This window comes from Vibrio fluminensis (assembly GCF_015278125.1).
Classification (GTDB): domain Bacteria; phylum Pseudomonadota; class Gammaproteobacteria; order Enterobacterales; family Vibrionaceae; genus Vibrio; species Vibrio fluminensis.
This window is the reverse complement of the sequence record NZ_JADILO010000009.1, coordinates 171,128-193,449: the sequence shown is the minus strand read 5'-3', so window position 1 is coordinate 193,449 and position 22,322 is coordinate 171,128. Positions and strand designations below refer to the sequence as shown.

Here is a 22,322-nt window from a genome sequence, read left to right as displayed (position 1 = left end):
GTTGCATAAACTCAGTACGCTTTTTACAAACAAATCACTCTCTTGCACTCTTTATCTAACTACCTAATATTTAATGATAATACAAAAAAACCAGCATATGATATGCTGGTTTTTGAAATTATTCATTCGGTACTATTTGGCCATCGAGATTAAAGATTTACCGATTAACCACTCCAACTCTTTCGCACTTGCAGGACCAAACTTAACTTCAACTGCTTTATACAAGCGTTCAATACCATGAGCTGCAAATTCATGAGCATTCTCAGCAGTCACGATATGATGGAATAACAGACGCAAAATAGCCACAAACTCTTCGCTATCCAACGCTTTAACCCAACTGTTCGAAAAATCACTTAAACTATCGTCAAAGTTCAAATGCTCTACAAACATTTTAAAAATACGACCATCGAGTGCCGCTGTAAAATCGGTTTTCTTTGGAAAATGATGGCTAATCCCTGTTCGAGATACACCCGTTTGTTGACTTAATGTGGTGTACGACATTTTGTCATAACCAAGACGCAGAAGTTGATCAACTACGGCATCCATGATCTTCTGTATCGTGATTTCAGTATCTTCTTTACTACGCTTCGGCATGTTAAGGCTCTTCTTACTTGTCTTTGCAATCCATTTGACTCAATACAAGTCATAAACATAGGACTGATAAAATTGACTTTCTCTTAGTCACTCAATTTGCGTGACCATAATTATTGTTAAAGCACAAATACTACCATGGCGCTTCTAGTTACTTTCAAGCTAAATAGATGAAATAACGATACATTCTCATTAATGACTCAGAAGAACCAGAACACTAAACTGTATCGTTTCCACTTCCAACAGTATTATTTGCGGCTGGATATTGGTACAAATCTAGACGACTTACAAGTAATCGTACAACGTTCTGACATGTTTATAACATTCATTCTTCCAGCTATATGAACAAAATCACACCATTTTACAATACAAATGAAACATTTATGCAATAAGTTTTATACACGAGTACTTTGATTCTGCTTTTCACATCAATTAGTCATTGCTAATTCTGTAGCTAATCCTCAAATAAATCGATAAAATGACCATAATTTTTTTAAGAGGATACAGATATGACTATCGAACAAGAACCTCAAGTATGTGAAGCATGCGGCTGCGCTGGCGAAATGGGCTTCATTATCAAAGAAGGCGATGATGTTGCTGAAGTAACGATTTTTGCTCAGGATAAAGCCCTACTAGAATCTGAACTTGCAAAATACGTTGAGCTTGCACAACAAGTTTCTAAAGAAGTTCAGTACGAAATGACTGAACTGACTGACGAAACAACAGAGCTTACTGCTCGCTTTAAGTTTGAAGTTAGTGCTGAAAAGCTAATCTTTGAACTTAAATCTCGCTCTCTACAGCGATAATTATCTAAAGCGGGCTCTCAGCCCGCTTTTCTTTTACGTATAAGTTGACCAATCACAGTGGCTTGGGAATACTGACCCTATCTCAATCATCGATAAGTCACCATGCTGCGAACCTCTATTGCCTTTCTGCTACTGCTCTCTGCGACAGCGTCTAGCCAAGTACTCGACACATACCGTACGCTAAATCATCTCGATAACTATGGTAATCTCGATCTCCGAGACAAACCCTATACAGAGTTGCCTGCAGGTATCGTGATCAACGGCAATCTCAATATGGCAAATACGCAGATTCAACGCCTACCGAAAGGCACGACGATAGAAGGCAGCCTCAACGCGTCAAACAGTGCATTGGTCACACTTGGCAAAGGCACCACGATTCGTGGCTATGCCAACTTACTCGGCAGCAAAATAAAGCGTTGGCCAAATGGCATTAAAGTAGGAGGCTACTTGAATCTCACAGACACGCCACTGCAACACCTACCTCCACGCATGCGCGTCAATGGTGACCTTAGTGTAATACGCACTCCTTTAGAAGCGCTTCCCGAGGGGATTGTCATCAAAGGCGATCTTTACCTTGGCGGTTCAAAAATCACGCAGTTTCCCAACAAAATGACCGTCGAGGGGAATATCTTCTTGGGTGGCAATCGAATTACAAAGTGGCCCGAAAATTTGACTTTAGGTGGCGCAGTCGCGCCTTAATTATCAATATTTCAGATACATTTAAGGGCAGTATTCACTGCCCTTAATTATTAGTCTCGACCCGAAGTTGCGGGAATCATTATTTGATTATCGATTATTTACCGGATTGGCATAACTATCGATAAGGAACTGGTGGGCACCTTCTGGTAACTGAGCCAGTTTTTCTTTCAACACCGCTTCTACTTGCTCACCAACACTCTTATCGCCTGCTGCCAGTTGGTTAATTGGGAACAGCTTATAGTTAGCGTGAATTTGGCGGTCAATCTCAGCCGCGAGTGCATCAGGCGTTTCAAACGGCGGATCAATCACCTCACCAAAGGCAACATGGACACGGCCTTTATCGCCAACAATGCCTTGGATGATGCTTTCAATATCTTCAAACTCGCCTTTCTCATACTTGCCGTTCACCGCTTTCTCATACAATTCGCGCGCCTTGGCAATATCACAAGGGTCGTTCTCATAAGAAATTGATACCGGAACAATCTTTAATGATTGAATGTAAGTAGGAAAATCAATCTTCTGACGACGACCTTCAACATGGAACATTTTCAAAATGGCTGGATCGGTAAAGTCATTGCCATCTTTAGCTCGACCTTCTTTTTGCGCAATCCAAATTGAATTTCCCGTCTCCAGAGAATATTTGATGTAAGAAGACAGCGTACCTAGAGCTTTCATCATTTCGCGTGGCCCTTTCGCCGAGCGCTTTACAATGAAACTCTTATTTAAACGCATCAACTCCGTTGCACAAGGCTTCTTGAGTAGATTATCACCAATCGCAATACGTACGGTTTTATGACCATTCTGGTGTAGGCCATAATTGACCAACGCTGGGTCCATGGCGATGTCACGGTGATTCGAAACAAACAAATAAGCGGTTTGCTTATCAAGGTTATCTAGCCCACTGTACGTCACACCTCGGGTTGTACTTGCCAATGTTTGTTGCAGGTACTTCTTCACTTCCACCTGAATCGCTTCAGTAGTGTTGAGTTTCGACCACTTATACTTTAAGTAGACTTTGACTAACGGTGTCATCAACGCCTTAAACCAAGGCGCGTGATTAGAAAATCGATGCTGTAAAATAGCGGCGATAAATTCTTCATCTTGGATCAAACGGTCAATAGCCGCTGGAATTTCTTCATCGTTGTATGGACGAATATCAATATATGGGTCTGTACTTATGGTCATTGTATTTTATATCAGAGACTAATCGCGGCTCATTCTACGCATAGATTGGATGATTGACAGCTAAGATACGCACATAATCAGTAAGGTCAGACCAGAATACTGTCTGGATTAACCAACGTTGTGATGCCAATATGGCTTTTTCAGCGAAGACACGCTACTCTTACCGCCCCAAAAATACCGAGTTTTTCCATGCACTATTCTATTTCTCTTCAGACTACAGAATTTGACTTTTTATCCATCACTCCACGTAAAAAACTGCTTAAACATAGCCTTTTGCGTATTGAAGATGGTCTAGCGCTGGTTCGACTGGGAAAAAATGAGTTTGTCGTTGAACCGGGAAAAGTGCTGTGGCTTCCTTTTGATTGCTTAACTTCAATCACCTATCTACCTCAAACCAAGGCGTCGATTGTCGAAGTATCAAGCCGCGTAGCAGAGCCAATGCCAAGACAAGCGGGCTTCGTTAAACTCAACGAATTAGCAAGTGCACTACTGAACCGCCTAATAGCAATCAATGCACCGCACGAAGCTAAGCTCGATCTCTATCGCGTTCTACTGGCAGAGCTAACTACTCTGCAACCATCGTTAAAGCATTCTGGACTAGACAGCGCTATCGCAGAGTGGAAACCAAATCACAGCAGCGAATTGCCAAAAGAACTGCAAGTCGCTCTGACAGTAAGAGAAGCGCGTCGCCGTTTACTGTCTGGCGGTAAAGAGCAAACCGTCGTTGATGAACTGTTTGCCGGAGATCAGGCAAGCTTTACCTTGATGCTTGAAAGCATCTGTGGTCAATCAAACTTCAAATAACCACTTTGACCGAGACCATTTGTAACCAGCGCAATTGGTCTCAATTCTCAATTCTCAATTCTCAATTCTCAATTCTCAATTCTCAATTCTCAATTCTCAATTCTCTAGAGCCTGATTGGCAGCTTGCCGATTATCTGACGATACTTAGACACTGATCGAAACCTATCGACTAAGAAGAGTCGCGTCCAATAGATGGGGAGAGAAGATGAAAGCGGTACAAATTGATATAGTCTCAGATGTTGTGTGCCCATGGTGCGTGATTGGCTTTGGCCGCTTAAGCCAAGCATTAAACATCGTACGGAAAGAGATTCACGCAGATATACATTGGCACCCTTTTGAACTCAATCCCATGATGCCTTTAGACGGTCAAAACCTTCGTCACCACCTCGCAGAAAAATATGGCACTAGCCCACAAGCCAGTGAATCCGCTCGTACCACGTTAACTCAGCTTGGACACGAAATCGGCTTTACTTTCCACTTTAACGACGATATGCGTATCTACAATACCAGAAAGGCGCATCAGCTATTAATGTGGTCACAGACAGAAAGCAAGCAGCAAGCCCTGCAAACAGCACTATTTGAAGCTTACTTTACCGATAATCAAGATATATCCGCACAAACAGTCTTAGCCGATCTAGCTGATTCCGTCGGATTAGAGCGACAAACTGCTATCAAAGTGATCAACGACGAGACTTGGGCATACACCGTATCTAAAACCGAACAGCAATGGTTGGAAGCCGGAATCAATGCCGTTCCTGCTCTGGTGTTTAACCGCAAACACTTAGTCTCGGGCGCACAAACAGTCGAAGTTTTAGTCGAAGTGATACGTGACATCGCGATGGACGTAGACTAAATCACCACCTATCCATTCTACCAACAAAATGCTTTTGCATAGCGGAGACTCTGTCGCTATGCTGCTGAGACAACAAACGAATCTAAATAGTCACCATGAATACACAAGAAACTTACCCAATTGGCACTCCTGGTCAAAAATGGACTGAGCAAGATCGCCTAGCATGGCGCGCAAGCACACAAGTTAAACGTCTCTACAGTGAAGAAGTACTGCCAAGAATCGAAGCATTGAAAGCTCGCTTCAATGTTGAGCAATACGGTGCACTCTCTTACGATAGCGAGCGTTTCCCACTGTTTTCAATCAAAAGTAATGATTGGAATAACGGTAAGCCTACAGTACTCATTTCAGGTGGTGTTCACGGTTACGAAACCAGTGGCGTGCAAGGCGCATTGCTATTTGCAGACCAACACTTAGAAGCTTACAGTAAACACTTCAACATTGTGATAGCGCCATGCGTAAGTCCTTGGGGTTACGAAACGATTAACCGTTGGAACCCTCTCGCGATTGACCCAAACCGCTCATTCTATGCGGATAGCCCAGCGGAGGAGTCTGCCGCGCTACAATCACTCGTTGCGAGCATTGGTGATGTGCTGGTGCACTTTGACTTACATGAGACCACAGATACAGATGAAACCGAATTTCGCCCAGCTCTAGCTGCGCGTGATGGTATTGAATACGAAGAAGACATCATCCCTGATGGTTTCTACACTGTCGGCGATAGTGAGAACCCTCAAGCTGACTTCCAAGCTGCTGTGATTGCATCAGTTGCGAAAGTGACCCACATTGCGCCAGCAGATAACAAAGGCCAGATCATTGGCTCAGATGTGGTTCAACAAGGCGTGATCCTTTACCCAATGATCAAGCTTGGCCTTTGCGGTGGTGTAAGCAACTGCCAATACCACACAACGACTGAAGTCTACCCAGACAGCCCGAAAGTGACTGATGAAGAGTGTAACCAAGCGCAAGTTGCCGCAATCATCGGTGGTCTGGATTACGTACTGAGCAAAATCTAACTCAGTCGACACATTATTAAGAGCATGCATTGTCATGCTCTTTTTTATTATTACTCAACAAGTTACCATCGAGATCTTATCAAACTGCGTAGTAAGTCACACTCCAACCCCATGAAAATGCTATACTTATAGTTAAGTAACCTTGAGGTGTTAGGTTATGTTGGAGCCTGTAACTCACTCCATCCCTTCGTAAACTTCCATAAACTAAACGAGTTACACGCTCTCAATCCGGCATCTTAAAGTCACTTGGTATTCGCTGTTAATTGGCATTGTGAACCACGAGGTGATTTATGCTGAAAGACCGACTTGAGAAGCTAAATGCTCTTAGAAAACAGGCGATGAAGTCTGATAAATTCCTCCGCTCTGCGAAAGAACACGCACAAGCGATTCAAGAAAGCACACCACAACCCAAACCGGTGAAACGGCGCAAACGCAAAAAAGCCAAAACCAAACTCGCAGAACGCTATCAAGGCGTTGATTTTTCTACTCAACCTTATGCGACATAGTCATGTTTCTCACTCAACCGAAGCCGTCGAAGTAAACGACACTCTCTTCGACGGCAAACCTAATTCGAACTTACCTCTACAGTTTTAAAACAACACACGCCACTTTGATCTTGGCTAACCTTACACTCTCGGACTAATTGCTGCTTAAGCACCATTCTGGCTCTACGTAAGCGCGACTTTACTGCCGGTAAACTAAGCTGATTTTTCTGCGCATACTCACTTTGCAACATCCCGTTCAAATCACAACTCTCGATAATGTCGCGATCATGATGATCCAGCTTAACTAGAACCTTAGGCAGACATTTTTGTAATTGCACAACTGGGGAAGGTAGTTGCTGGTTTGATGTTAATTCATCAAGCTCTGCCCGCTCAATACGGCGTCGCACCGTATCAATAAAATGATTCTTCGCTACCTTAAACAACCAAGATTTACCATCATTTAGAGTACAAAATCGTTCACTATGACTCATTGCCTTTAGAAACACTTCTTGCACGATGTCTTCTAGCTCATGCTGATTGTGTGTTTGTTTTAATAACCAATGATAAAGGCTCGATTCCGTACGATTCCACGCTTCCATCAGACACTTCATTTATCTTACCTTGACAATGCGTCCCCTAGGCTACGCCAGAGTGCTCAATGTTTACTTCAGACTACTGCATTTTCGCTTAGTAGCTGATGAACAAGATCAAGCGATGGCACTGACCCGCTATGTATCACCGTCCCTTCGATCGCGACGCCGGGAGTACTCATGATCCCTGCCTGCATGATCGACTCCAAACTGGTGACTTTCTCAATCGTAATAGCCAAACCTAGCTCTTGTGCTACTTGAGTCAATCTCTCCGCTGTTACTTGGCAGTTTTTACAACCTGAACCATATACTTGCACTGTTTTCATATAAACTCCTTTGAACATATACGTGTTACTAAAAATGGAAGTAATTGAATAGCCACCCCGTAATGGAGATAGCAATAAATAAGTACCCAGCAATCACTGCCAAGAATCGATATTGCATTACCTGCTTGAGCATCATGAATTCAGGTAGGCTAACCGCCACAGCCCCCATACAAAATGCGATCGTCGTTCCCAGCGGCATACCCTTGTCGAGTAGAGACGCCATTATTGGCACAATGCCGGATGCATTGGTATATATAGGAATGGCAGTTAAAGTCGCCAAAGGTACTGACCACCATTGGCCATGAGCCAAGTTTTGCTCAAACCAATCAGCTGGCACATAGCCATGAATAAAGGCTCCGATACCGACACCAATCAATACCCACAACCAAATCCGTTTGAATATGGTCGCCGTTTCATTGCGTGCAAACTCGTGACGCTGCTTACAACTCAGTTTTGAAGAATCAGAGGTCGAAGCACTGTTTAGTTTGGCGCTATCAGCCTGTAGGTAAGCTTTGGCAAGAAAGGGCTGTAACCAACGGTGCGCTTGGAGAGCATCCACTACCACACCAGCAATGATGCCAAGCAACATACCAATAGCAACATACACAACTGTAAATTTAAGACCCAGTACACTACCGAGCATAATAACCACCACTTCATTAATCAGTGGTGAGGTTATAAGAAAAGAAATGGTGACCCCAATAGGTACACGAGCAGAAACAAATCCCATAAATAATGGTATAGAACTGCATGAGCAAAACGGTGTGACTGCACCAAACATTGCTCCTGCGATATAACCTATACCGCGATGCCTGCCTTGAAGGTAATCGCGAACTCTATCCACGCTTAAGCTTGCCCTAAGCGCAGAGATAACGTAAATCAAAACCACCAGCAAAACCAATATCTTACTAGTATCTTCAATAAAAAAGTGCACACCTTGAGCGAATGGCGTTCCAGCCTGCAAGGCCAATGCAGAGTAAGTCAGCCAATTGGCTAATAGGGTAAAAACTTCCAACATCAGGACATCCTCAATACGATTTATCTCTATCACGGATGACGTCGTAAAAGGATGCAGAAATTTTAGAAATTATACGTTGAGGTAGAAAAACGGAGAAGCCAAATTCTCGTTATAGGTAGTAAATTGTAACGGCGAAGACCATTAAAAAAGCAATAGCAAGCTTCTTTAACCAAAGTTTCATTGGCTGGTCAACTACCTTTCTAAAAAGAAAGAACGCAATGACTACCCCAATCACGCCACGCAAAGTTTGTACAATATTACCAGAAACAACCCCTGACAGATTGAATCCTAGTATTAGGAACATAACCGCAACAAACCATGTCAATGCGACCCATTTGGAACACCAAACATCACTCAAACTTACATCAAATGGTCGAATAAAAAGGAGAGCTAACAGACCACAAAAAGAATAATTTAAACAAATCGTTGCAAAAGCTTGATAGATAGGAAGGTCAAATGGTAGCTGATGTGAAAACTCGGTGATGGCAACATCCGAGAAGCTATACCCTATACTGGCGAAAAAGATATAGCACAGAGGCTTCAAGAGTAATCTACCAGACAACGCCGAAAAGCAGAAAGCCAACATTACAATCAAAACTATCGACAATATTTGATTCGCAGAAAAATTATATTGGCCACCAGCTAATGCAAGTAATGCGAGAACCGGTACCTTTAAAGCAAGCAAGGGGGAAACGATTGATGCATCACTCTGTTTTATTGCACTCAGTAAAAAATATTGTGCCGTCAAGTAAGGTATATTTACTTTCAAAAACAGCCAAATACTATCGGCAGGAAGGAATTTAAACAACTCGAAAGCAATAGACATCGAAAGAGCAACAATACCCATAAAGATATGAATTGCTACAAGCAATTTAACACCATCAATTAGATATTTTTTTTGACATCTCTGAGTAACAACATAATTTATCGCTTGTAAAAATGCGCCAAAGAAACTGGCAACTACACCTAAAATCATAATATCAGAAAATTCTAAGTTGAGTGATAAGTGAAAATTACCAGTATTTCTCTCATTTAGCTTGTGAAATTACTGGCCTTCCAATATGCACCATGTTGAGGCAAAATATGCTCTGCCAATAATTTCCTTGAACTATCAATATCACCAGAGGTCAAGCTATTTACAATTTCCTTATGCTGCATTAAAGAGCGTTCCATATGCTCTTCATTGCTACCTAAATAATTTCTAGTCGTAGCCATGCGTGCACAAATCATGTCGTAAGATTCTTTAAAATAGCGATTCATGCAGAAAGAAATAATAACCTGGTGAAATTCATTATCCAATTGAAGATATTCGAGCTTACTATTATTCGTAATAGCCCACTCCATTTTATCAATGATAAAGCTAAGCTCTTGTACAAGATGCTTTAAGTTTTTCTCAAATGCGAGACTTAATGCTTCTGATTCAACCACATAACGAAACTCTAAAAGCTCATTGAATTCATCAGGTGTGACATGAAATACAAATGTACCACTTTTAGGAATGATATTTACTAGCCCTTCGCTTTGTAGCTTTTTTAACGCGGCTCTGATCGGAGCTTTGGTAGCACTTAACTTGGTCGCCAGCACCGACTCAGAAATTTTACTCCCCATTGGAAGAGTACCTACTATTATCATTTCTCTTATGCGGCGATACACCACATCCGTCAGTAAATCTTGTTTCATATCAATATCTTATTTCTATCCACATCGTTATCATACACAATTATCTCTCTCTTTAGCAATGGAGTCTAGATAGATTATCTGATCACACATATCATTTTAGAAGTCTGCTATATCAGCCGAATATAAGAAACTGACCACCTGCTTTCTTATATTCAGCCAAATATAAATCACATAAATATTGATGGTAAAAACATAGATAATGACGGTATATAGGTCACCATCATCAGCATAACCACCATGGCGATCAAAAATGGAATAATCGACTTCACTAGTTCTTCTAGAGTAACGTCGGCTATGCCTGTTGCCACGAATAAGTTGGCACCTAATGGTGGCGTACAGAATCCAATCGCTAAGTTAACTGTCATAATTACACCAAAGTGAACAGGATCGATTCCCATTGTCTGAACAATCGGTAATAGTATCGGTGTCAAAATAATGATCGATGCGATCGTCTCCATGAACATACCAACAATCAATAGCATGATGTTGATTAGCAATAGTACGATTAACGGGTTGTCCGACAGCGTGGTGATTAGATTCGCTACTTCCACAGGTACGCGCTCAAGAGTCAGTAATCGGCCAAATGAAGCAGCCATTACAACCATCACTAATACCGTTGCTGAAGTTAAACCTGATCGTAAGAAAACATCACCGAGGTCTTTAACCTTTAGATCGCCATAGACAAACATACTGACAAAAAGCGCATAGACGACCGCTACACCAGCGGCTTCAGTCGGAGTAAAAATCCCTCCGTAAATACCACCAAGAATGATCACGGGAACAATTAATGCCCAAATAGAGTGTTGACGCCAACCCTGTTTTGGTTTTTCGACTCCTTTAATCGCTTGCTTCATTTTGTTACTAGCAATACTAGCAGGCATGATCGCACTATTGATCATAAAGCGAGAAACAAGCATGTAACCCAGGCCAAACATGACGCCTGGAACTATACCCGCTAAAAACAGCTTTCCTATCGATTGGTTGGCGGTAACACCATAAACGATTAACGGAATGGAAGGTGGAATCATAACACCGGTAATACCCGCAGCAGCCGTTAACGCAGCCGAGAAAGGACGCTTGTAACCTTCACGCTCCATCTCTGGAACCATATTTGAGCCAATTGCTGCAACTGTCGCTGGCGAAGAACCAGAAATCGCGGCAAAAAACATACTTGCCAAGACATTTACATACGCCAAACCCGCTTTAAAATGACCAACTAAACTGTTCGCTGCGCCGACAATCCTTGTTGATAAGCCACCTTTCTGCATCACTTCGCCGGCAAGGACGAAAAGAGGAATCGCTACTAATACAAACGAATCGCCTCCCATAACTACACTTTTTGCGAGTAGAGAAATATTTGGGGTTTTAGGTAAATACTCCAAAACAACTAAAGATGATAAACCTAAACAAATTGCAACAGGCGCCCCTAACAAAACGAGAAGAAAGAAAACGCCAAATAGAGTAAAAGAAACCATACTACCTACCTTGCTCCAACAAAGAAGACTCTACGTTTTTATTAATTAATGATTTAATGTCATAAAATGTATTTTGAGTTAAACGCAAAGCACTCAGTAACGCCCCAAATGGCAAACTTGCATATAACCATTGCATACCAACTCGCGTATCAGTAAATGGAAACTCTAGTACAATTGAACTCTGTCTTGCGATAATGGGATTGTTGACTTGCTCAACACCATAAATACACAGTTTCACCATAAACCAAAGGATAATCACATTTACCAATACATTAATCACACTCTCAACTTTCTTTGGAAACAGGTTAATAAGCGCTGTTACAGAAATGTGTTTTCTGGTTTTGAAGCCATAACTAACACCTATCCATATAAACCAAATAAAGCACCATCGTACAAATTCTTCAGACCAAGGAAGTGAATTACTAAACACATAACGCATCACCACTTGTACAAAAACCCAAATTACGATATTCGCAAGAAGAAAGTTAATTAACCAACTTTCTAACTTATCATCTATTAACTTTAGTAATTTCATACGTCCTCTCAAATTCTAGCGTACGAAATGTACGCTAGAATATAGGGTAATAATTAGTTCAACTTAGCTAAAATTGCTGGGTCTACCATCTTGGTATACTTTTCGCGAATCGGAGCGGTAATATCTTGAAATGCTTTAGACTGTTCAGGAGATAAATGTACTATTTCTACGCCCGCCTTTTCGATCGCTGCTAATTGCTCTTTTTCTTCATTCGCAATAACTTCTTGCTGGTAGTCAATAGCTCGCTTAAGTGCAGAATCCACAAGGGCTCGATCTTCATTAGATAGCGAGCTATAGAAATCTGGGTTCGCTAATACCATGTGCGTACTATATACATGCCCTGTCAAGGTAAGGTTTTTCTGAACTTCGTAAAATCGAGATGAATAGATATGGCCTAATGGGTTTTCTTGCGCATCTACTACCCCTTGCTGCAAGGCAGAGTAAACTTCATTAAAACTCATCGGAGTTGGGTTCGCGCCCATCGCACTGAAAGCATCCATATGAGCAGATACTTGCATCGTTCTGATTTTCACCCCCTCAAGATCACTTGGCTGGCTCACAGCACCTTTGTTACTTGTAATGTATCGAATACCATTTTCCATCCAACCTAAACCTTTAAGTCCAAAATCTTCGGCACGATACAAAAGAGCGTTACCAAAATCTCCATAAAGTGCATTTAATGCATCTTCACGTCCGGTAAAAATATATGGCAAGCCAGGCACAGAGAAAGCCGGGTCCCAGCCGTCCATTACCTCAACGACAGGTGATGTCATATCAACAATTCCTGCCTGAACTGATTCCGTTAATTCTCGGTCACCACCAACCTGCCCGTTCGGAAATATATCAACTGTAATGCCTTGATTAGACTCAGCTTCAACAATCTCTTTGAATTTAACCCATGCTTTATGCATGTGGTAGGTATCAGCAGCACCGTGTCCAACTCGAATATTAACTTCAGCAAAAGCACTAGAAGTAAAACTCACAGCGAAGGCCAACGGAACAACTTTTAGTAGGGTATTAAGTTTCATATCAATTCCTTTTTTGACATTTCAGTTTGTGAGCGCATTTGAGCATAAAAAAAGCCTAAATATTAGTGATCCGGTTCAAATTAGTTGAATAACTATCAACAAAGCACACAAAAACGATACCAATATCACAATTTAAAACAATATCACTTGTCAATCAACAAACAAAAACCCTAAATAAAAAGCAAATCTGAAATGTTAGTTTGGAGTGTTTATGAAAAAGGTAGTGGTCATAGAACCTGGTTATCTTGATTACGAAGAGGAAAAAAGAGTACTCGCAGCGTTTAATGCACATTTTGTCGCCTTGCCTGTAGGTACGAGCAAGGCCGATATTCTTACAGAGGTGGCTGACGCCGACGCGATAATGGTTCGAGAAGCCATCGTTAACCGCGACATTATCGATGCTGCTCAACAGTGTCGAGTAATCGTTCGCTATGGAGTTGGCGTAGACAATATCGATCTTACTTATGCCAAGGAGAAATCCATCTATGTGGCTAACGTGCCTGACTATGGCTCAGAGGATGTTGCCGAACACGCAGTCGCTCTGATGATTGCGGCTACACGTCGTATCGCGCAGCGAGATAAAGATGTACGCAATGGCATCTGGGGTGTCGGCCAACGCGAACCAATTCCTAGAATGGGAGGAAAGACTCTTGGCATCGTCGGCTTTGGACGTATCGCCCAATGCTTTTTCCAAAAGGCACGAGGATTAGGCTTCACGTCAATTTTAGTTTCGGACCCTGCATTAAGTGTGAGTGAAGCAGAAAAAGTGGGCGTGACTAAAGTCGATTTGACTGTGCTCTTCCAAGAGTCTGATTTTATCTCGTTGCATGCTCCATTGAATGAACATACCCGTCATATGGTCAATGCTGACGTATTGAATTTGATGAAACCAATGGCTGTTTTGGTGAATACCGGCCGAGGCGGGTTAGTTGATGAGCAGGCTTTGTTCCAAGCTCTTAAAGAAAACCGCATACATGCTGCGGGTATAGATGTGTTTGAACAAGAGCCGGTCAACAAAGACCATCCTTTGCTTGCTCTACCAAACGTAATTTGTACCGACCATACAGGTTGGTACACCGAAGAATCTGTTGTCGATTTACAACACAAAGGAGCCCAGGAAGTATTTCGTGTCTTCCAAAATGATGAACCGAAAAACTGGGTCAATAAATAAATTAAGCAATATCAAAACTTCTGATTAAAGGTAATAAATATGTACAGCAATGAAATTATTGAAGGCTACCGTAACATTTTCTCTACTGCATCTATCGCTGATGCTTGTGACTTAGTTTTGGGTCGATCTATGTTCCTGCCGTTTGATATAAAAAACCGAGTCAACGACAAAAAAATCGTCGGACCTGCAGTAACGATTCAAGAAGAAGCTACTTACGAAAAAGTTCCTCCACAACACGCTCTCGACGCGATTGATGAATCTGAAGCGGGCAGCGTCATTGTTATTTCAGGAGACCTTGCTCTAGAAAATGTCGCGGTATGGGGTGGATTAATGACAGCTGGTGCTGTGGCGAATAAACATGAAGGAGCGGTACTTAATGGCGGTATGCGCGATATTGCTGAAATTCGTCGAGACTATGATTTCCCTGTTTACGCGAAAACGGTTTCGCCAGCTACGACATTAGGTCGCTTTAAAACAGTTTCATCAAATAAACCAGTGATGATCGGTGACGTTTTAGTAAGAGCCGGTGATTTAATCATCGGAGACGTTGATGGCGTAGTTTGCGTTCCTCAAGAGTACGTAGAGCAAATTCTTGTTGAGTCTCAATCTATTGATGCGCGTGAACTAGAACAAGCGAGACTGATTATCCAAAACGGGTCTCTGCGCGAAGGATTAGCAAAATACGGACGTATTTAATCCACATTATTAACGTAAGGGATATCAATGATATCCCTTTCACCATAAATAAAATTCCCCGAGATACATATTATGACTATTGATATCCTTTCTTTTGGAGAGCCATTATTCGAGCTTTCACAAATTCCTAATCACAACGCCGAAGTCTCTTATCTGCAAGGATATGGTGGTGATACTTCAAACTTCGCAGTAAGCGCTTCTCGCCAAGGCGTCAAAGTGGCTATGCTCGCTCACCTTGGAAACGACGTCTTTGGAGACAAATTTATTGAACTATGGGAACGAGAAGGTGTGAATACTGAGTTCGTTTGCCGCAATAGTAATGCGCATACCGGATTATACTTTATTACCCACGACGACAATGGCCATCATTTTACTTTCTACAGAAAAGGTTCTGCAGCCTCTCTCGTCACACCAAAACAAATACCTGAACATGCGATTGCTCAGGCTAAACTCCTGCACTCTTCAGCTATCACTCATGCGATTAGTGAACAATCCAGTGATTCGCTATTTCACGCCATAGAATTGGCCAAAACAAATAATACTCTTGTCTCGTTTGATACCAACCTTCGTCTAAAACTTTGGGATTTGCCGAGAGCGCGAGCCATTATTCATGAAACGATCAAGCATGTTGATTTTTGTTTGCCAAGTCTAGATGAAGCTCAGCTATTAACGGGTTTAACAGATGCCAACAAGATTGCAGATTACTATTTGGCTCTCGGTGCTAAAACAGTGGTTCTAAAAATGGGTAAAGATGGGGCGATGCTCGCAACGGAGAACGAGCGTTTCATTGCAAACGGGCACAAAGTTGCAACTGTAGATGCAACCGGCGCAGGTGATTGTTTCTCTGGTGCCTTCTTAAGTCAGGTAGTTAAAGGGACAGACATGAAAGATGCGCTTATCTACGCCAATTGCGCAGCTGCACTTACTACTACCGGTTATGGTGCAGTTGCACCTATTCCTCGCTATGAAGATGTGATTAAGTTTAAACAGGAGGTGATCGCATGATCGCAGCTCAACATCTCAAATTGCTAGCAGACTACAAGGTAGTACCTGTCATTGTCATAGAAGATCTTGAGCACGCGGAACCGCTCGCGAAAACATTGTTGAACAATGATTTACCCATCGCTGAAGTAACATTGCGCAGTCCCGTAGCTCTCGAAGCGATATCAAAAATGAAGCAGGCATGCCCGGATCTTTTGATTATTGCTGGCACTGTGCTGACACCAGAACAGGCTGATTTAGCCATTGAAGCTGGTGCTGAATTAGTTGTGTCTCCAGGGTTTAACCCTATAACTATGCAGCATTGTATTGATAGAGGGATTCCAATCATTCCAGGAGTCGCCACACCGAGTGAAATTGAGCAAGCTCTGAGATATAAAATTGAACTAGTGAAGTTTTTTCCTGCAGAGGCCAACGGCGGCGTTAAATCACTCAACGCAATTTCAGCCCCTTATAGCTCTATGCGTTTTATGCCTACTGGTGGGATTTCTCTAGAAAATATATCTAACTACCTAAATTTAGCTTCCGTGGTTTGTTGTGGTGGTAGTTGGATGGTAGATAAAGAATTAATGCGCCAAAAAGATTGGGCCTCTATTGCCAAAAAAATCCAACTATGTCGTAATTTGTAGACAATTTAATTGCTATCTCTTACGTTCATACGCTGATCACTGTCGTTGTATTACCAAGATAATACAACGACTTTTTTGTTTGATTCTTGTGCGCGATTCACAATCACTCTTTCACGACTGACATCGCAACAGAATACTAATTACTGATGCTGATTAAAGAAACGCTCTGCACTGGCGAACAATGCTTCACAATGTTTCTGTTGTTTCGCGTGCTCTTCCGTACCAGCCTCCATAGTAACCAATTCGGCTTGTGCAGCATGATACTCTGCTACCATTCTGGTAAAACGATCTTCGTTCTCACCTTTCCATGGTTTTTTCTTTGGTGCTCTTCTTGGCTTTTTCATAACTCTTTACCTCTAAAATCAAAGCTCTAAATGCTTTTTCTGTTCTCGTTCCAATAAAATATCTTCAATTCTTCGTCTTACCTGATGAATGTTATTTACTTTTTCATCTGTAGCTTCACCGTTATTTTTCTTAGGTTTGGCCGCTGAATTTGGTGCTTTCAAAGCTTGAGCTCCGTAGTTAACTGAATACTTAAAAACCAAAGCTAAAACCTAGTGAAACTAGCACTTCGCTTGCCGAGGTAAGAGAAATACGACAACGCCATCCGCATAGTGGCAAACACTACGGATCACGAGACATCGTTTATTTGGTAAGTAATCAATTGCTATAGATTGGTAGACCAAGAGATATTGTTATCTAGAAGCGAGCAATTTATCTTGTACTAATAGTGGAGCGGCTTCGCGCTATCTTGTTAGGATGTGAGAAGTAGCTGCAGAACTGTTGTCTACTGGTGATATTAAATAAGGGAGACCTACTTACGCCAAGTACCCCTCCCCTCTAAAATTCTATTTAAAGTACAGTTACGTTAGCAGCTTGAGGGCCTTTGCCGCCTTGCTCTACATCGAAACTTACTTTTTGGCCTTCGGCTAGCGTTTTAAAACCATCTGAAGTGATCGCTCTGAAGTGAACGAAAACATCCGCGCCACCGTTATCAGGAGTGATAAAACCAAAACCTTTTGTTTCATTAAACCACTTAACTGTACCTGTTGTCTTTGACATATATACCTCGACCTTAATTAAACGAACAGCCAAATCAAAGCTACTAAATCAGAAAAGAAGAAAAAGTTATCGCAGGGAAAGTATGACGAAAAAATTCGAAAGGAAACTGAGAAGATCTTGACTTAAATGTTTCATTAATAGCTCGATTCTTTGAGCTATTAATACTATACACCTTGTACTGGGAATAGACAGTTATTTTTTAAATTACTTTTTTTAATACCTACAAAACAATTGGTTAGAATCAAGTGATGAGTGATACAAATGGCCAATCTATTTAACAGTTGCGCGTTTCCCAAGTGGCATTCCCCTATTATCAATACCCATATTGTTTACAAATCTCGTCAGATTTACAGCATCAACACACTCCATTTGACGCCTTCTAAGCTAGCTAAATTGTTTAAACAGGCTATCAAGTTCTAGGGGCAAACATGATGATTGCCATCCCTGTCAATGCAACAGAAACACCGACCACATCCCAGATTGATGGACGAATTCCATCGACTACCCATAACCAAAGAATCGCCACAAAAATATAAACACCACCATAAGCGGCGTATACCCGCCCAGCAGCGGTTGGGTGAAGCGACAAAAGCCAAGCAAATAACCCTAAGAAAAAAGCCGCTGGCAGCAGCAACCAGATGGATTTGTCTTCTTTTAGCCAAAGATAAGGTAAATAGCAGCCTAATATCTCTGCAATAGCCGTAACAAAAAACAGGCCCAGTGTTTTAATCTCTAACAATTCCGTCTCTCCTTCGGACACTAATCTTTTCGATGTTATCGATGACGAGCTTGGGCATTATAGCTGCAGTCATCGTAAGCATCTGGTTCTACATCAATCCAGCGTAAAAAAGTACTTATGCTTTAACGCCATATCACAGCTCGGTTTAAACATAGAGTTTGCTTTGTTTCGCTTACCGACAAGGCCCTAAACCTTGTCTATACTGAGTCGGGCTGATGCCAAAACGCTTGCGAAACAACTTACAAAGATAGCTGGTATCTTTGATGCCGACTTCATCTGCCAATTGGCTTAAACTATGGTTTGAATGGTTCAAGCGCCATTGAACATGCTGCAAACGCATCTCTTGCCAATGATGATGCATTGATACGTCGAATTCTTGCTGAAAAAGCCTGTCAAGCTGACGCCGACTGATGCCAATTAATGCCGCTATGTGATCAACACTGCTGCCTTGGGCCAAGTTTTCTTGCATCAAAGCGATGGCTCGTTCGATGTGACGATTGGAATGCCTTCCTTGCTGCGACGACTTAAGCCGATGATGATTGGCTCGCGTTTCATCCACCAGCATATCTGCCAACCCTTTTTCAGCCCACGCTTGCCCTAAATGACGCTGCAAAATAGCCACAGCAAGGTCGACCGTCGCACTACCACCAGTGCAACTGATCACCTTTCCATCAAAGTGATAAAGTTGTTCTTCACGCACCGCCACTTGAGGATAGTCAGTACGAAACTCATTGTGATGTCGCCAGTGCACGACCACCTGATGTCCATTAAGTAGCCCAAGTTCTGCCAAGGTAAAACACGCATTATCAACGCAGACAAGGGGGATGCCCATTGCCACGGTTTTCTTTAGAAACGACCGATACAATTTGGCTTGTTGCTGCGATTCTTTCGCCGTGCGACTACCAAATATCACAACGTAATCAACGCGAGTTAACTCGATATCATCAGGGGTTGTTTCAACCATGATAGGAATGCCGCTACTCGAGAAAACTAAACCCGATTGATGCACCATGATTTGCCAAGAACAGCGATTTTGCTGGCTGTTGTCGTCAAAATCAGCAGAAAAACGCAACTTATCTAAAAAAGCCCCAAAGGGCAGCATGTTGAAGTTGCTGAGCGGGATTAAAAGAAAACGGATACCTTTCGCCGGAGTCATTCGAGTCATCCACATTGTCCAGATGGACGCATTATACGTCCAGATATTACCATGATCAATTCGCTAACCATGTAATACTCGTCGCGATAAACACTTTTCGTAATAGGTTTTATATGACGTTTGAAGTTTGGGCGCTATTTGCGGTCGCGGCACTCGGCCTTGCTTGTGTTCCAGGTCCTAATGCATTGTTAGCATTAAGCCACGGAGCTCAGTTTGGCTATAAGAAAACAATCTGGACAATCTCTGGCGGAATTTTTGGTTTCTTCGTACTGATATCAGTTTCTATGCTGGGTTTGGGCGCAGTGCTTGAGGCGCAGCCAAAGTTAATGGTTATTCTGCAGTGGCTCGGTGCAGCGTATCTTGCTTGGTTGGGATTTAAACTATTCTCAGCGCCAGCGCTCAGTATTGAAGACACTACTCAGGCGATTGCGCAAATGCGTCGAGACTTGTTTCGTCAGGGCTGCTTTGCCGCACTTTCCAATCCTAAAGTGCTACTCTTCTTTACCGCGTTTTTGGCGCAGTTCATTGACCCAAACAAAGCCTTTTTGCCGCAATTTATCATGATCGTGACGACCTTTCTCTGCATCGAGTTCTTGGTTGAATTTGGCGTTGCGCGAGTCGCCGACAAAGTGAAGTTCATCTTAGTCACTAAAGGAAGGCTATTTAACCGCTGCTGCGCAGGGATCTTTGTTACGCTCGCCATCATGTCGGTACTAAATTCCGTTGCCTAATTGGTTGTCTCTGGTTAGTGCTCTTCACAATAACGTAAGTTAAATTTAGCCCCAGCACCTTTGGTACTTGGGGCTTTTTTCGTGCACGCCCTAAAACACAGGCGATATTCCCATATCTTGACCACGAAACAGAACTAAGCCAATCACAATAAGCAATAATCCGCCAAAGAACTGCAAGTAATTACCTGCTAACTTCCAATGACTTGCACTATCACTGCTGTTTGCACTTAAATAACGCCTAACAAAGTGCTTACCTGTTAGTGTCAGTAACGCGATGATTGATGTGGTAAAGGCCGTACCCGCCGCCATCACTACGGCGCTGACAACCCCCATCCAATAAAGGCCAACGACATTAGCAAACAAAAGTACCATAATCGCACCGGTACATGGGCGAATACCAATTGTCGCGATAATACCGACATATTCACGCCATGTATCAGCCTCGTTTATCACACTAGCGTCAACGACATGTTTATGCCCACATCCACATTGATCACTATGAATGTGCGAAGCATCATTTACATCACCAATCTTCAAATTTTGACGTTTCTGAACCATTGGCGACAATGCAATGCTCGAGTTTCGATACCCGTTTGGGGTGTTGGTTGGATTGTTCCCTTTAGTAAGATCTTCAGCTGGATTAGCATCCCCAGATACCTGAGTCCCTATCGAAACCTTAGCGTCCATCGAAACGTTAGTGTCCATTGAGACAATGCTCACGATCTGCGGTTTTGCGTATTGAGCCTTAGAAAGAGCCTGTTGTGTCTGATGTTGGTGTCCTTGTAAACTCGAAGTTCGCATCACTCGGTAGAGTTGCTTAACCGCTTTGCAACAAATCACGCCACCGAGTAGAGCTACAAATGCATAGCTCATGGAAACAAACAGCATCGCCTGCTGATTAACCTCACGCATAGAGGCATGGAACCCCCAAACCAAAACACTGACTAACACAATAGCGACCAAAGCCTGAAACAATGCTGAAATAACCGTCAGCATTAAGCTCATTTTCACCTTAGTCGGATGCGTTGCAAGATAAGTGGTCACTATCACTTTACCGTGACCAGGTCCTAGCGAATGAAGCATACCGTAGATAAAGCTAAAGCCGACCAAATAGCTTCCAACCGCTATGGGGTTACTTTGAGCATCATAGAGTAAATCAGCCAGCTGCGCGTTCACCTCACGTTGCCACTGAATGCTCGCCACCACCATAGAGGGCCACATTACCCAAAGCTGATATAAACTGACTAGGACCAGCGCAGAAAAAAGCAATACTACAAGATGCTTTCGATTGTAAGTCGTCACGTTTGTCATAAGTGAATACTCTAAATTATAAGTTGATTCATCGTGATAAAAATAGACGTCACCCGTTATCCCTTTGCCATCGCTGCACAATCTATTTCAACCGTTTGAGTGAACAACTGCCCAAGCGTATTATCGGGATCCGCATCTGCAGGCAGAGACATCGCATAGCTCATTTGCTCTGCGGTTGGATTAGGTTCAATTATCTTTAACTGACACTGGCGGGAAAGATCTGCCGACAACACAACGTCGCTATTTGACTTCCAAGTCATATCCACATAGTAACTCTGGTCAAATATCAGTAACTTCAAACTATCTCGGGTGATCGATTGGGGTTTGGCTAATGGCAAATCAAAGCTCAATACAAGCTTTGCTCGATCACGCGTTAACTTGCCATTAGTGGCAACTTTGTAGCGTATCGGTGTTTCTCCATCATAAAAGTATGTAAAGTAATGTTCGTACATCATGTTTTTCAGTACTGAATCAGCAACACTCGCAAAGGTGGTTTGCTCATTTTCTGACGAAATATCCTCACCATCCAACATATACGCTGATGTCATCGCGTCGAAAGACCACTGCATTTGCAATCCTGTTATCACACCGTTTTCGCCCTGAATATATGTTTTTGTATCAATCCAAGAATGTGGGTGCGCATGAGCAAAAAACGCGGCAAACACACAAGTCACGACTATAGACTTAACCATAAAGTGCCTTTTAAGACGTTGTAGTGGATAAGTAAACCTAACGATTTC

General features: G+C 42.4%; 28 protein-coding genes. 11 read left to right on the top strand and 17 right to left on the bottom strand.

Annotated features, from left to right (window positions below; genetic code table 11):
* Positions 1-132 precede the first annotated feature (132 nt).
* Entirely contained in the window at positions 133-594 is a 462-nt protein-coding gene (locus IRQ95_RS09100) for a TetR/AcrR family transcriptional regulator (protein ID WP_194436646.1), read from the bottom strand.
* A gap of 506 nt (positions 595-1,100) precedes the next feature.
* Here IRQ95_RS09100 and IRQ95_RS09095 point away from each other — a divergent pair.
* Positions 1,101-1,397 carry a YfcZ/YiiS family protein gene (locus tag IRQ95_RS09095; RefSeq protein ID WP_194436645.1) on the top strand — a complete coding sequence of 99 codons (297 nt, stop codon included), beginning with the start codon at positions 1,101-1,103 and terminating at the stop codon, positions 1,395-1,397.
* A 102-nt stretch (positions 1,398-1,499) separates the two neighbouring features.
* Positions 1,500-2,096, top strand: a complete 597-nt coding sequence (locus IRQ95_RS09090; RefSeq protein ID WP_194436644.1) for a hypothetical protein — start codon at positions 1,500-1,502, stop codon at positions 2,094-2,096.
* 87 nt (positions 2,097-2,183) lie between these two features.
* Here the strand turns inward: IRQ95_RS09090 and IRQ95_RS09085 are convergent, their stop codons facing one another.
* Positions 2,184-3,281 carry a 1-acyl-sn-glycerol-3-phosphate acyltransferase gene (locus IRQ95_RS09085; protein ID WP_194436643.1) on the bottom strand — a complete coding sequence of 366 codons (1,098 nt, stop codon included), beginning with the start codon at positions 3,279-3,281 and terminating at the stop codon, positions 2,184-2,186.
* Positions 3,282-3,470: 189 nt separating this feature from the next.
* On the opposite strand from IRQ95_RS09085, the gene IRQ95_RS09080 reads away from it, so the two are divergent.
* The 4 genes from IRQ95_RS09080 to IRQ95_RS09065 all read left to right on the top strand — a co-directional run bounded on the left by IRQ95_RS09080 (position 3,471) and on the right by IRQ95_RS09065 (position 6,457).
* Positions 3,471-4,085: an AraC family transcriptional regulator gene (locus IRQ95_RS09080; RefSeq protein ID WP_194436642.1), complete on the top strand. Its 615-nt coding sequence runs from the start codon at positions 3,471-3,473 to the stop codon at positions 4,083-4,085.
* Positions 4,086-4,290: 205 nt separating this feature from the next.
* Positions 4,291-4,938, top strand: a complete 648-nt coding sequence (locus tag IRQ95_RS09075; RefSeq protein WP_194436641.1) for a DsbA family oxidoreductase — start codon at positions 4,291-4,293, stop codon at positions 4,936-4,938.
* Between the two features lie 95 nt (positions 4,939-5,033).
* Positions 5,034-5,951 carry a M14 family metallopeptidase gene (locus tag IRQ95_RS09070; protein ID WP_194436640.1) on the top strand — a complete coding sequence of 306 codons (918 nt, stop codon included), beginning with the start codon at positions 5,034-5,036 and terminating at the stop codon, positions 5,949-5,951.
* 290 nt (positions 5,952-6,241) lie between these two features.
* Entirely contained in the window at positions 6,242-6,457 is a 216-nt protein-coding gene (locus IRQ95_RS09065) for a hypothetical protein (RefSeq protein ID WP_194436639.1), read from the top strand.
* 59 nt (positions 6,458-6,516) lie between these two features.
* Here IRQ95_RS09065 and IRQ95_RS09060 read toward each other — a convergent pair whose 3' ends face one another.
* The 8 genes from IRQ95_RS09060 to IRQ95_RS09025 form a co-directional block, all read right to left on the bottom strand.
* Positions 6,517-7,035 (bottom strand): sigma-70 family RNA polymerase sigma factor, encoded by a 519-nt coding sequence (locus tag IRQ95_RS09060; protein ID WP_194436658.1) that lies wholly within the window; start codon positions 7,033-7,035, stop codon positions 6,517-6,519.
* A 68-nt stretch (positions 7,036-7,103) separates the two neighbouring features.
* Entirely contained in the window at positions 7,104-7,352 is a 249-nt protein-coding gene (locus IRQ95_RS09055; RefSeq protein WP_194436638.1) for a thioredoxin family protein, read from the bottom strand.
* A 28-nt stretch (positions 7,353-7,380) separates the two neighbouring features.
* On the bottom strand, positions 7,381-8,370 hold the full coding sequence (locus IRQ95_RS09050; RefSeq protein WP_194436637.1) for a permease: 990 nt from the start codon (positions 8,368-8,370) through the stop codon (positions 7,381-7,383).
* Positions 8,371-8,479: 109 nt separating this feature from the next.
* Positions 8,480-9,346, bottom strand: coding sequence for a hypothetical protein (locus IRQ95_RS09045; RefSeq protein ID WP_194436636.1), 867 nt, complete (start codon positions 9,344-9,346; stop codon positions 8,480-8,482).
* Positions 9,347-9,402: 56 nt separating this feature from the next.
* Positions 9,403-10,050: a GntR family transcriptional regulator gene (locus IRQ95_RS09040; RefSeq protein ID WP_194436635.1), complete on the bottom strand. Its 648-nt coding sequence runs from the start codon at positions 10,048-10,050 to the stop codon at positions 9,403-9,405.
* 167 nt (positions 10,051-10,217) lie between these two features.
* A complete protein-coding gene (locus IRQ95_RS09035) occupies positions 10,218-11,525 on the bottom strand; it encodes a TRAP transporter large permease (protein ID WP_194436634.1) in 1,308 nt (435 codons plus the stop codon).
* Between the two features lies 1 nt (position 11,526).
* On the bottom strand, positions 11,527-12,060 hold the full coding sequence (locus IRQ95_RS09030; RefSeq protein ID WP_194436633.1) for a TRAP transporter small permease: 534 nt from the start codon (positions 12,058-12,060) through the stop codon (positions 11,527-11,529).
* Positions 12,061-12,113: 53 nt separating this feature from the next.
* Complete coding sequence (locus tag IRQ95_RS09025) at positions 12,114-13,088, bottom strand: TRAP transporter substrate-binding protein (RefSeq protein WP_194436632.1); 975 nt, start codon at positions 13,086-13,088, stop codon at positions 12,114-12,116.
* A 211-nt stretch (positions 13,089-13,299) separates the two neighbouring features.
* On the opposite strand from IRQ95_RS09025, the gene IRQ95_RS09020 reads away from it, so the two are divergent.
* The 4 genes from IRQ95_RS09020 to IRQ95_RS09005 all read left to right on the top strand — a co-directional run bounded on the left by IRQ95_RS09020 (position 13,300) and on the right by IRQ95_RS09005 (position 16,583).
* Positions 13,300-14,259 (top strand): C-terminal binding protein, encoded by a 960-nt coding sequence (locus tag IRQ95_RS09020; RefSeq protein WP_194436631.1) that lies wholly within the window; start codon positions 13,300-13,302, stop codon positions 14,257-14,259.
* Between the two features lie 39 nt (positions 14,260-14,298).
* A complete protein-coding gene (locus IRQ95_RS09015; protein WP_194436630.1) occupies positions 14,299-14,955 on the top strand; it encodes an RraA family protein in 657 nt (218 codons plus the stop codon).
* A gap of 72 nt (positions 14,956-15,027) precedes the next feature.
* Positions 15,028-15,960 (top strand): sugar kinase, encoded by a 933-nt coding sequence (locus tag IRQ95_RS09010; protein ID WP_194436629.1) that lies wholly within the window; start codon positions 15,028-15,030, stop codon positions 15,958-15,960.
* Positions 15,957-16,583, top strand: a complete 627-nt coding sequence (locus tag IRQ95_RS09005) for a bifunctional 4-hydroxy-2-oxoglutarate aldolase/2-dehydro-3-deoxy-phosphogluconate aldolase (RefSeq protein ID WP_194436628.1) — start codon at positions 15,957-15,959, stop codon at positions 16,581-16,583. The genes IRQ95_RS09010 and IRQ95_RS09005 overlap by 4 nt, the downstream gene beginning before the upstream one ends.
* 140 nt (positions 16,584-16,723) lie before the next feature.
* Here the strand turns inward: IRQ95_RS09005 and IRQ95_RS09000 are convergent, their stop codons facing one another.
* From IRQ95_RS09000 to IRQ95_RS08980, 5 genes are all read right to left on the bottom strand, one after another.
* A complete protein-coding gene (locus IRQ95_RS09000; protein ID WP_194436627.1) occupies positions 16,724-16,927 on the bottom strand; it encodes a hypothetical protein in 204 nt (67 codons plus the stop codon).
* 18 nt (positions 16,928-16,945) lie between these two features.
* Positions 16,946-17,089 carry a hypothetical protein gene (locus IRQ95_RS08995; protein ID WP_194436626.1) on the bottom strand — a complete coding sequence of 48 codons (144 nt, stop codon included), beginning with the start codon at positions 17,087-17,089 and terminating at the stop codon, positions 16,946-16,948.
* A 346-nt stretch (positions 17,090-17,435) separates the two neighbouring features.
* Entirely contained in the window at positions 17,436-17,645 is a 210-nt protein-coding gene (gene cspE, locus IRQ95_RS08990; protein WP_194436625.1) for a transcription antiterminator/RNA stability regulator CspE, read from the bottom strand.
* Positions 17,646-18,054: 409 nt separating this feature from the next.
* Positions 18,055-18,384 carry a YnfA family protein gene (locus IRQ95_RS08985; RefSeq protein ID WP_194436624.1) on the bottom strand — a complete coding sequence of 110 codons (330 nt, stop codon included), beginning with the start codon at positions 18,382-18,384 and terminating at the stop codon, positions 18,055-18,057.
* A gap of 172 nt (positions 18,385-18,556) precedes the next feature.
* Entirely contained in the window at positions 18,557-19,549 is a 993-nt protein-coding gene (locus IRQ95_RS08980; RefSeq protein ID WP_228481349.1) for a GlxA family transcriptional regulator, read from the bottom strand.
* A gap of 104 nt (positions 19,550-19,653) precedes the next feature.
* On the opposite strand from IRQ95_RS08980, the gene IRQ95_RS08975 reads away from it, so the two are divergent.
* Positions 19,654-20,271: a LysE family translocator gene (locus IRQ95_RS08975; RefSeq protein ID WP_194436623.1), complete on the top strand. Its 618-nt coding sequence runs from the start codon at positions 19,654-19,656 to the stop codon at positions 20,269-20,271.
* A gap of 90 nt (positions 20,272-20,361) precedes the next feature.
* Here the strand turns inward: IRQ95_RS08975 and IRQ95_RS08970 are convergent, their stop codons facing one another.
* Both IRQ95_RS08970 and IRQ95_RS08965 read right to left on the bottom strand, forming a co-directional pair.
* Positions 20,362-21,582 carry a nickel/cobalt transporter gene (locus IRQ95_RS08970; protein WP_194436622.1) on the bottom strand — a complete coding sequence of 407 codons (1,221 nt, stop codon included), beginning with the start codon at positions 21,580-21,582 and terminating at the stop codon, positions 20,362-20,364.
* 56 nt (positions 21,583-21,638) lie between these two features.
* Positions 21,639-22,274: a DUF1007 family protein gene (locus IRQ95_RS08965; protein WP_228481348.1), complete on the bottom strand. Its 636-nt coding sequence runs from the start codon at positions 22,272-22,274 to the stop codon at positions 21,639-21,641.
* Positions 22,275-22,322: the final 48 nt, after the last annotated feature.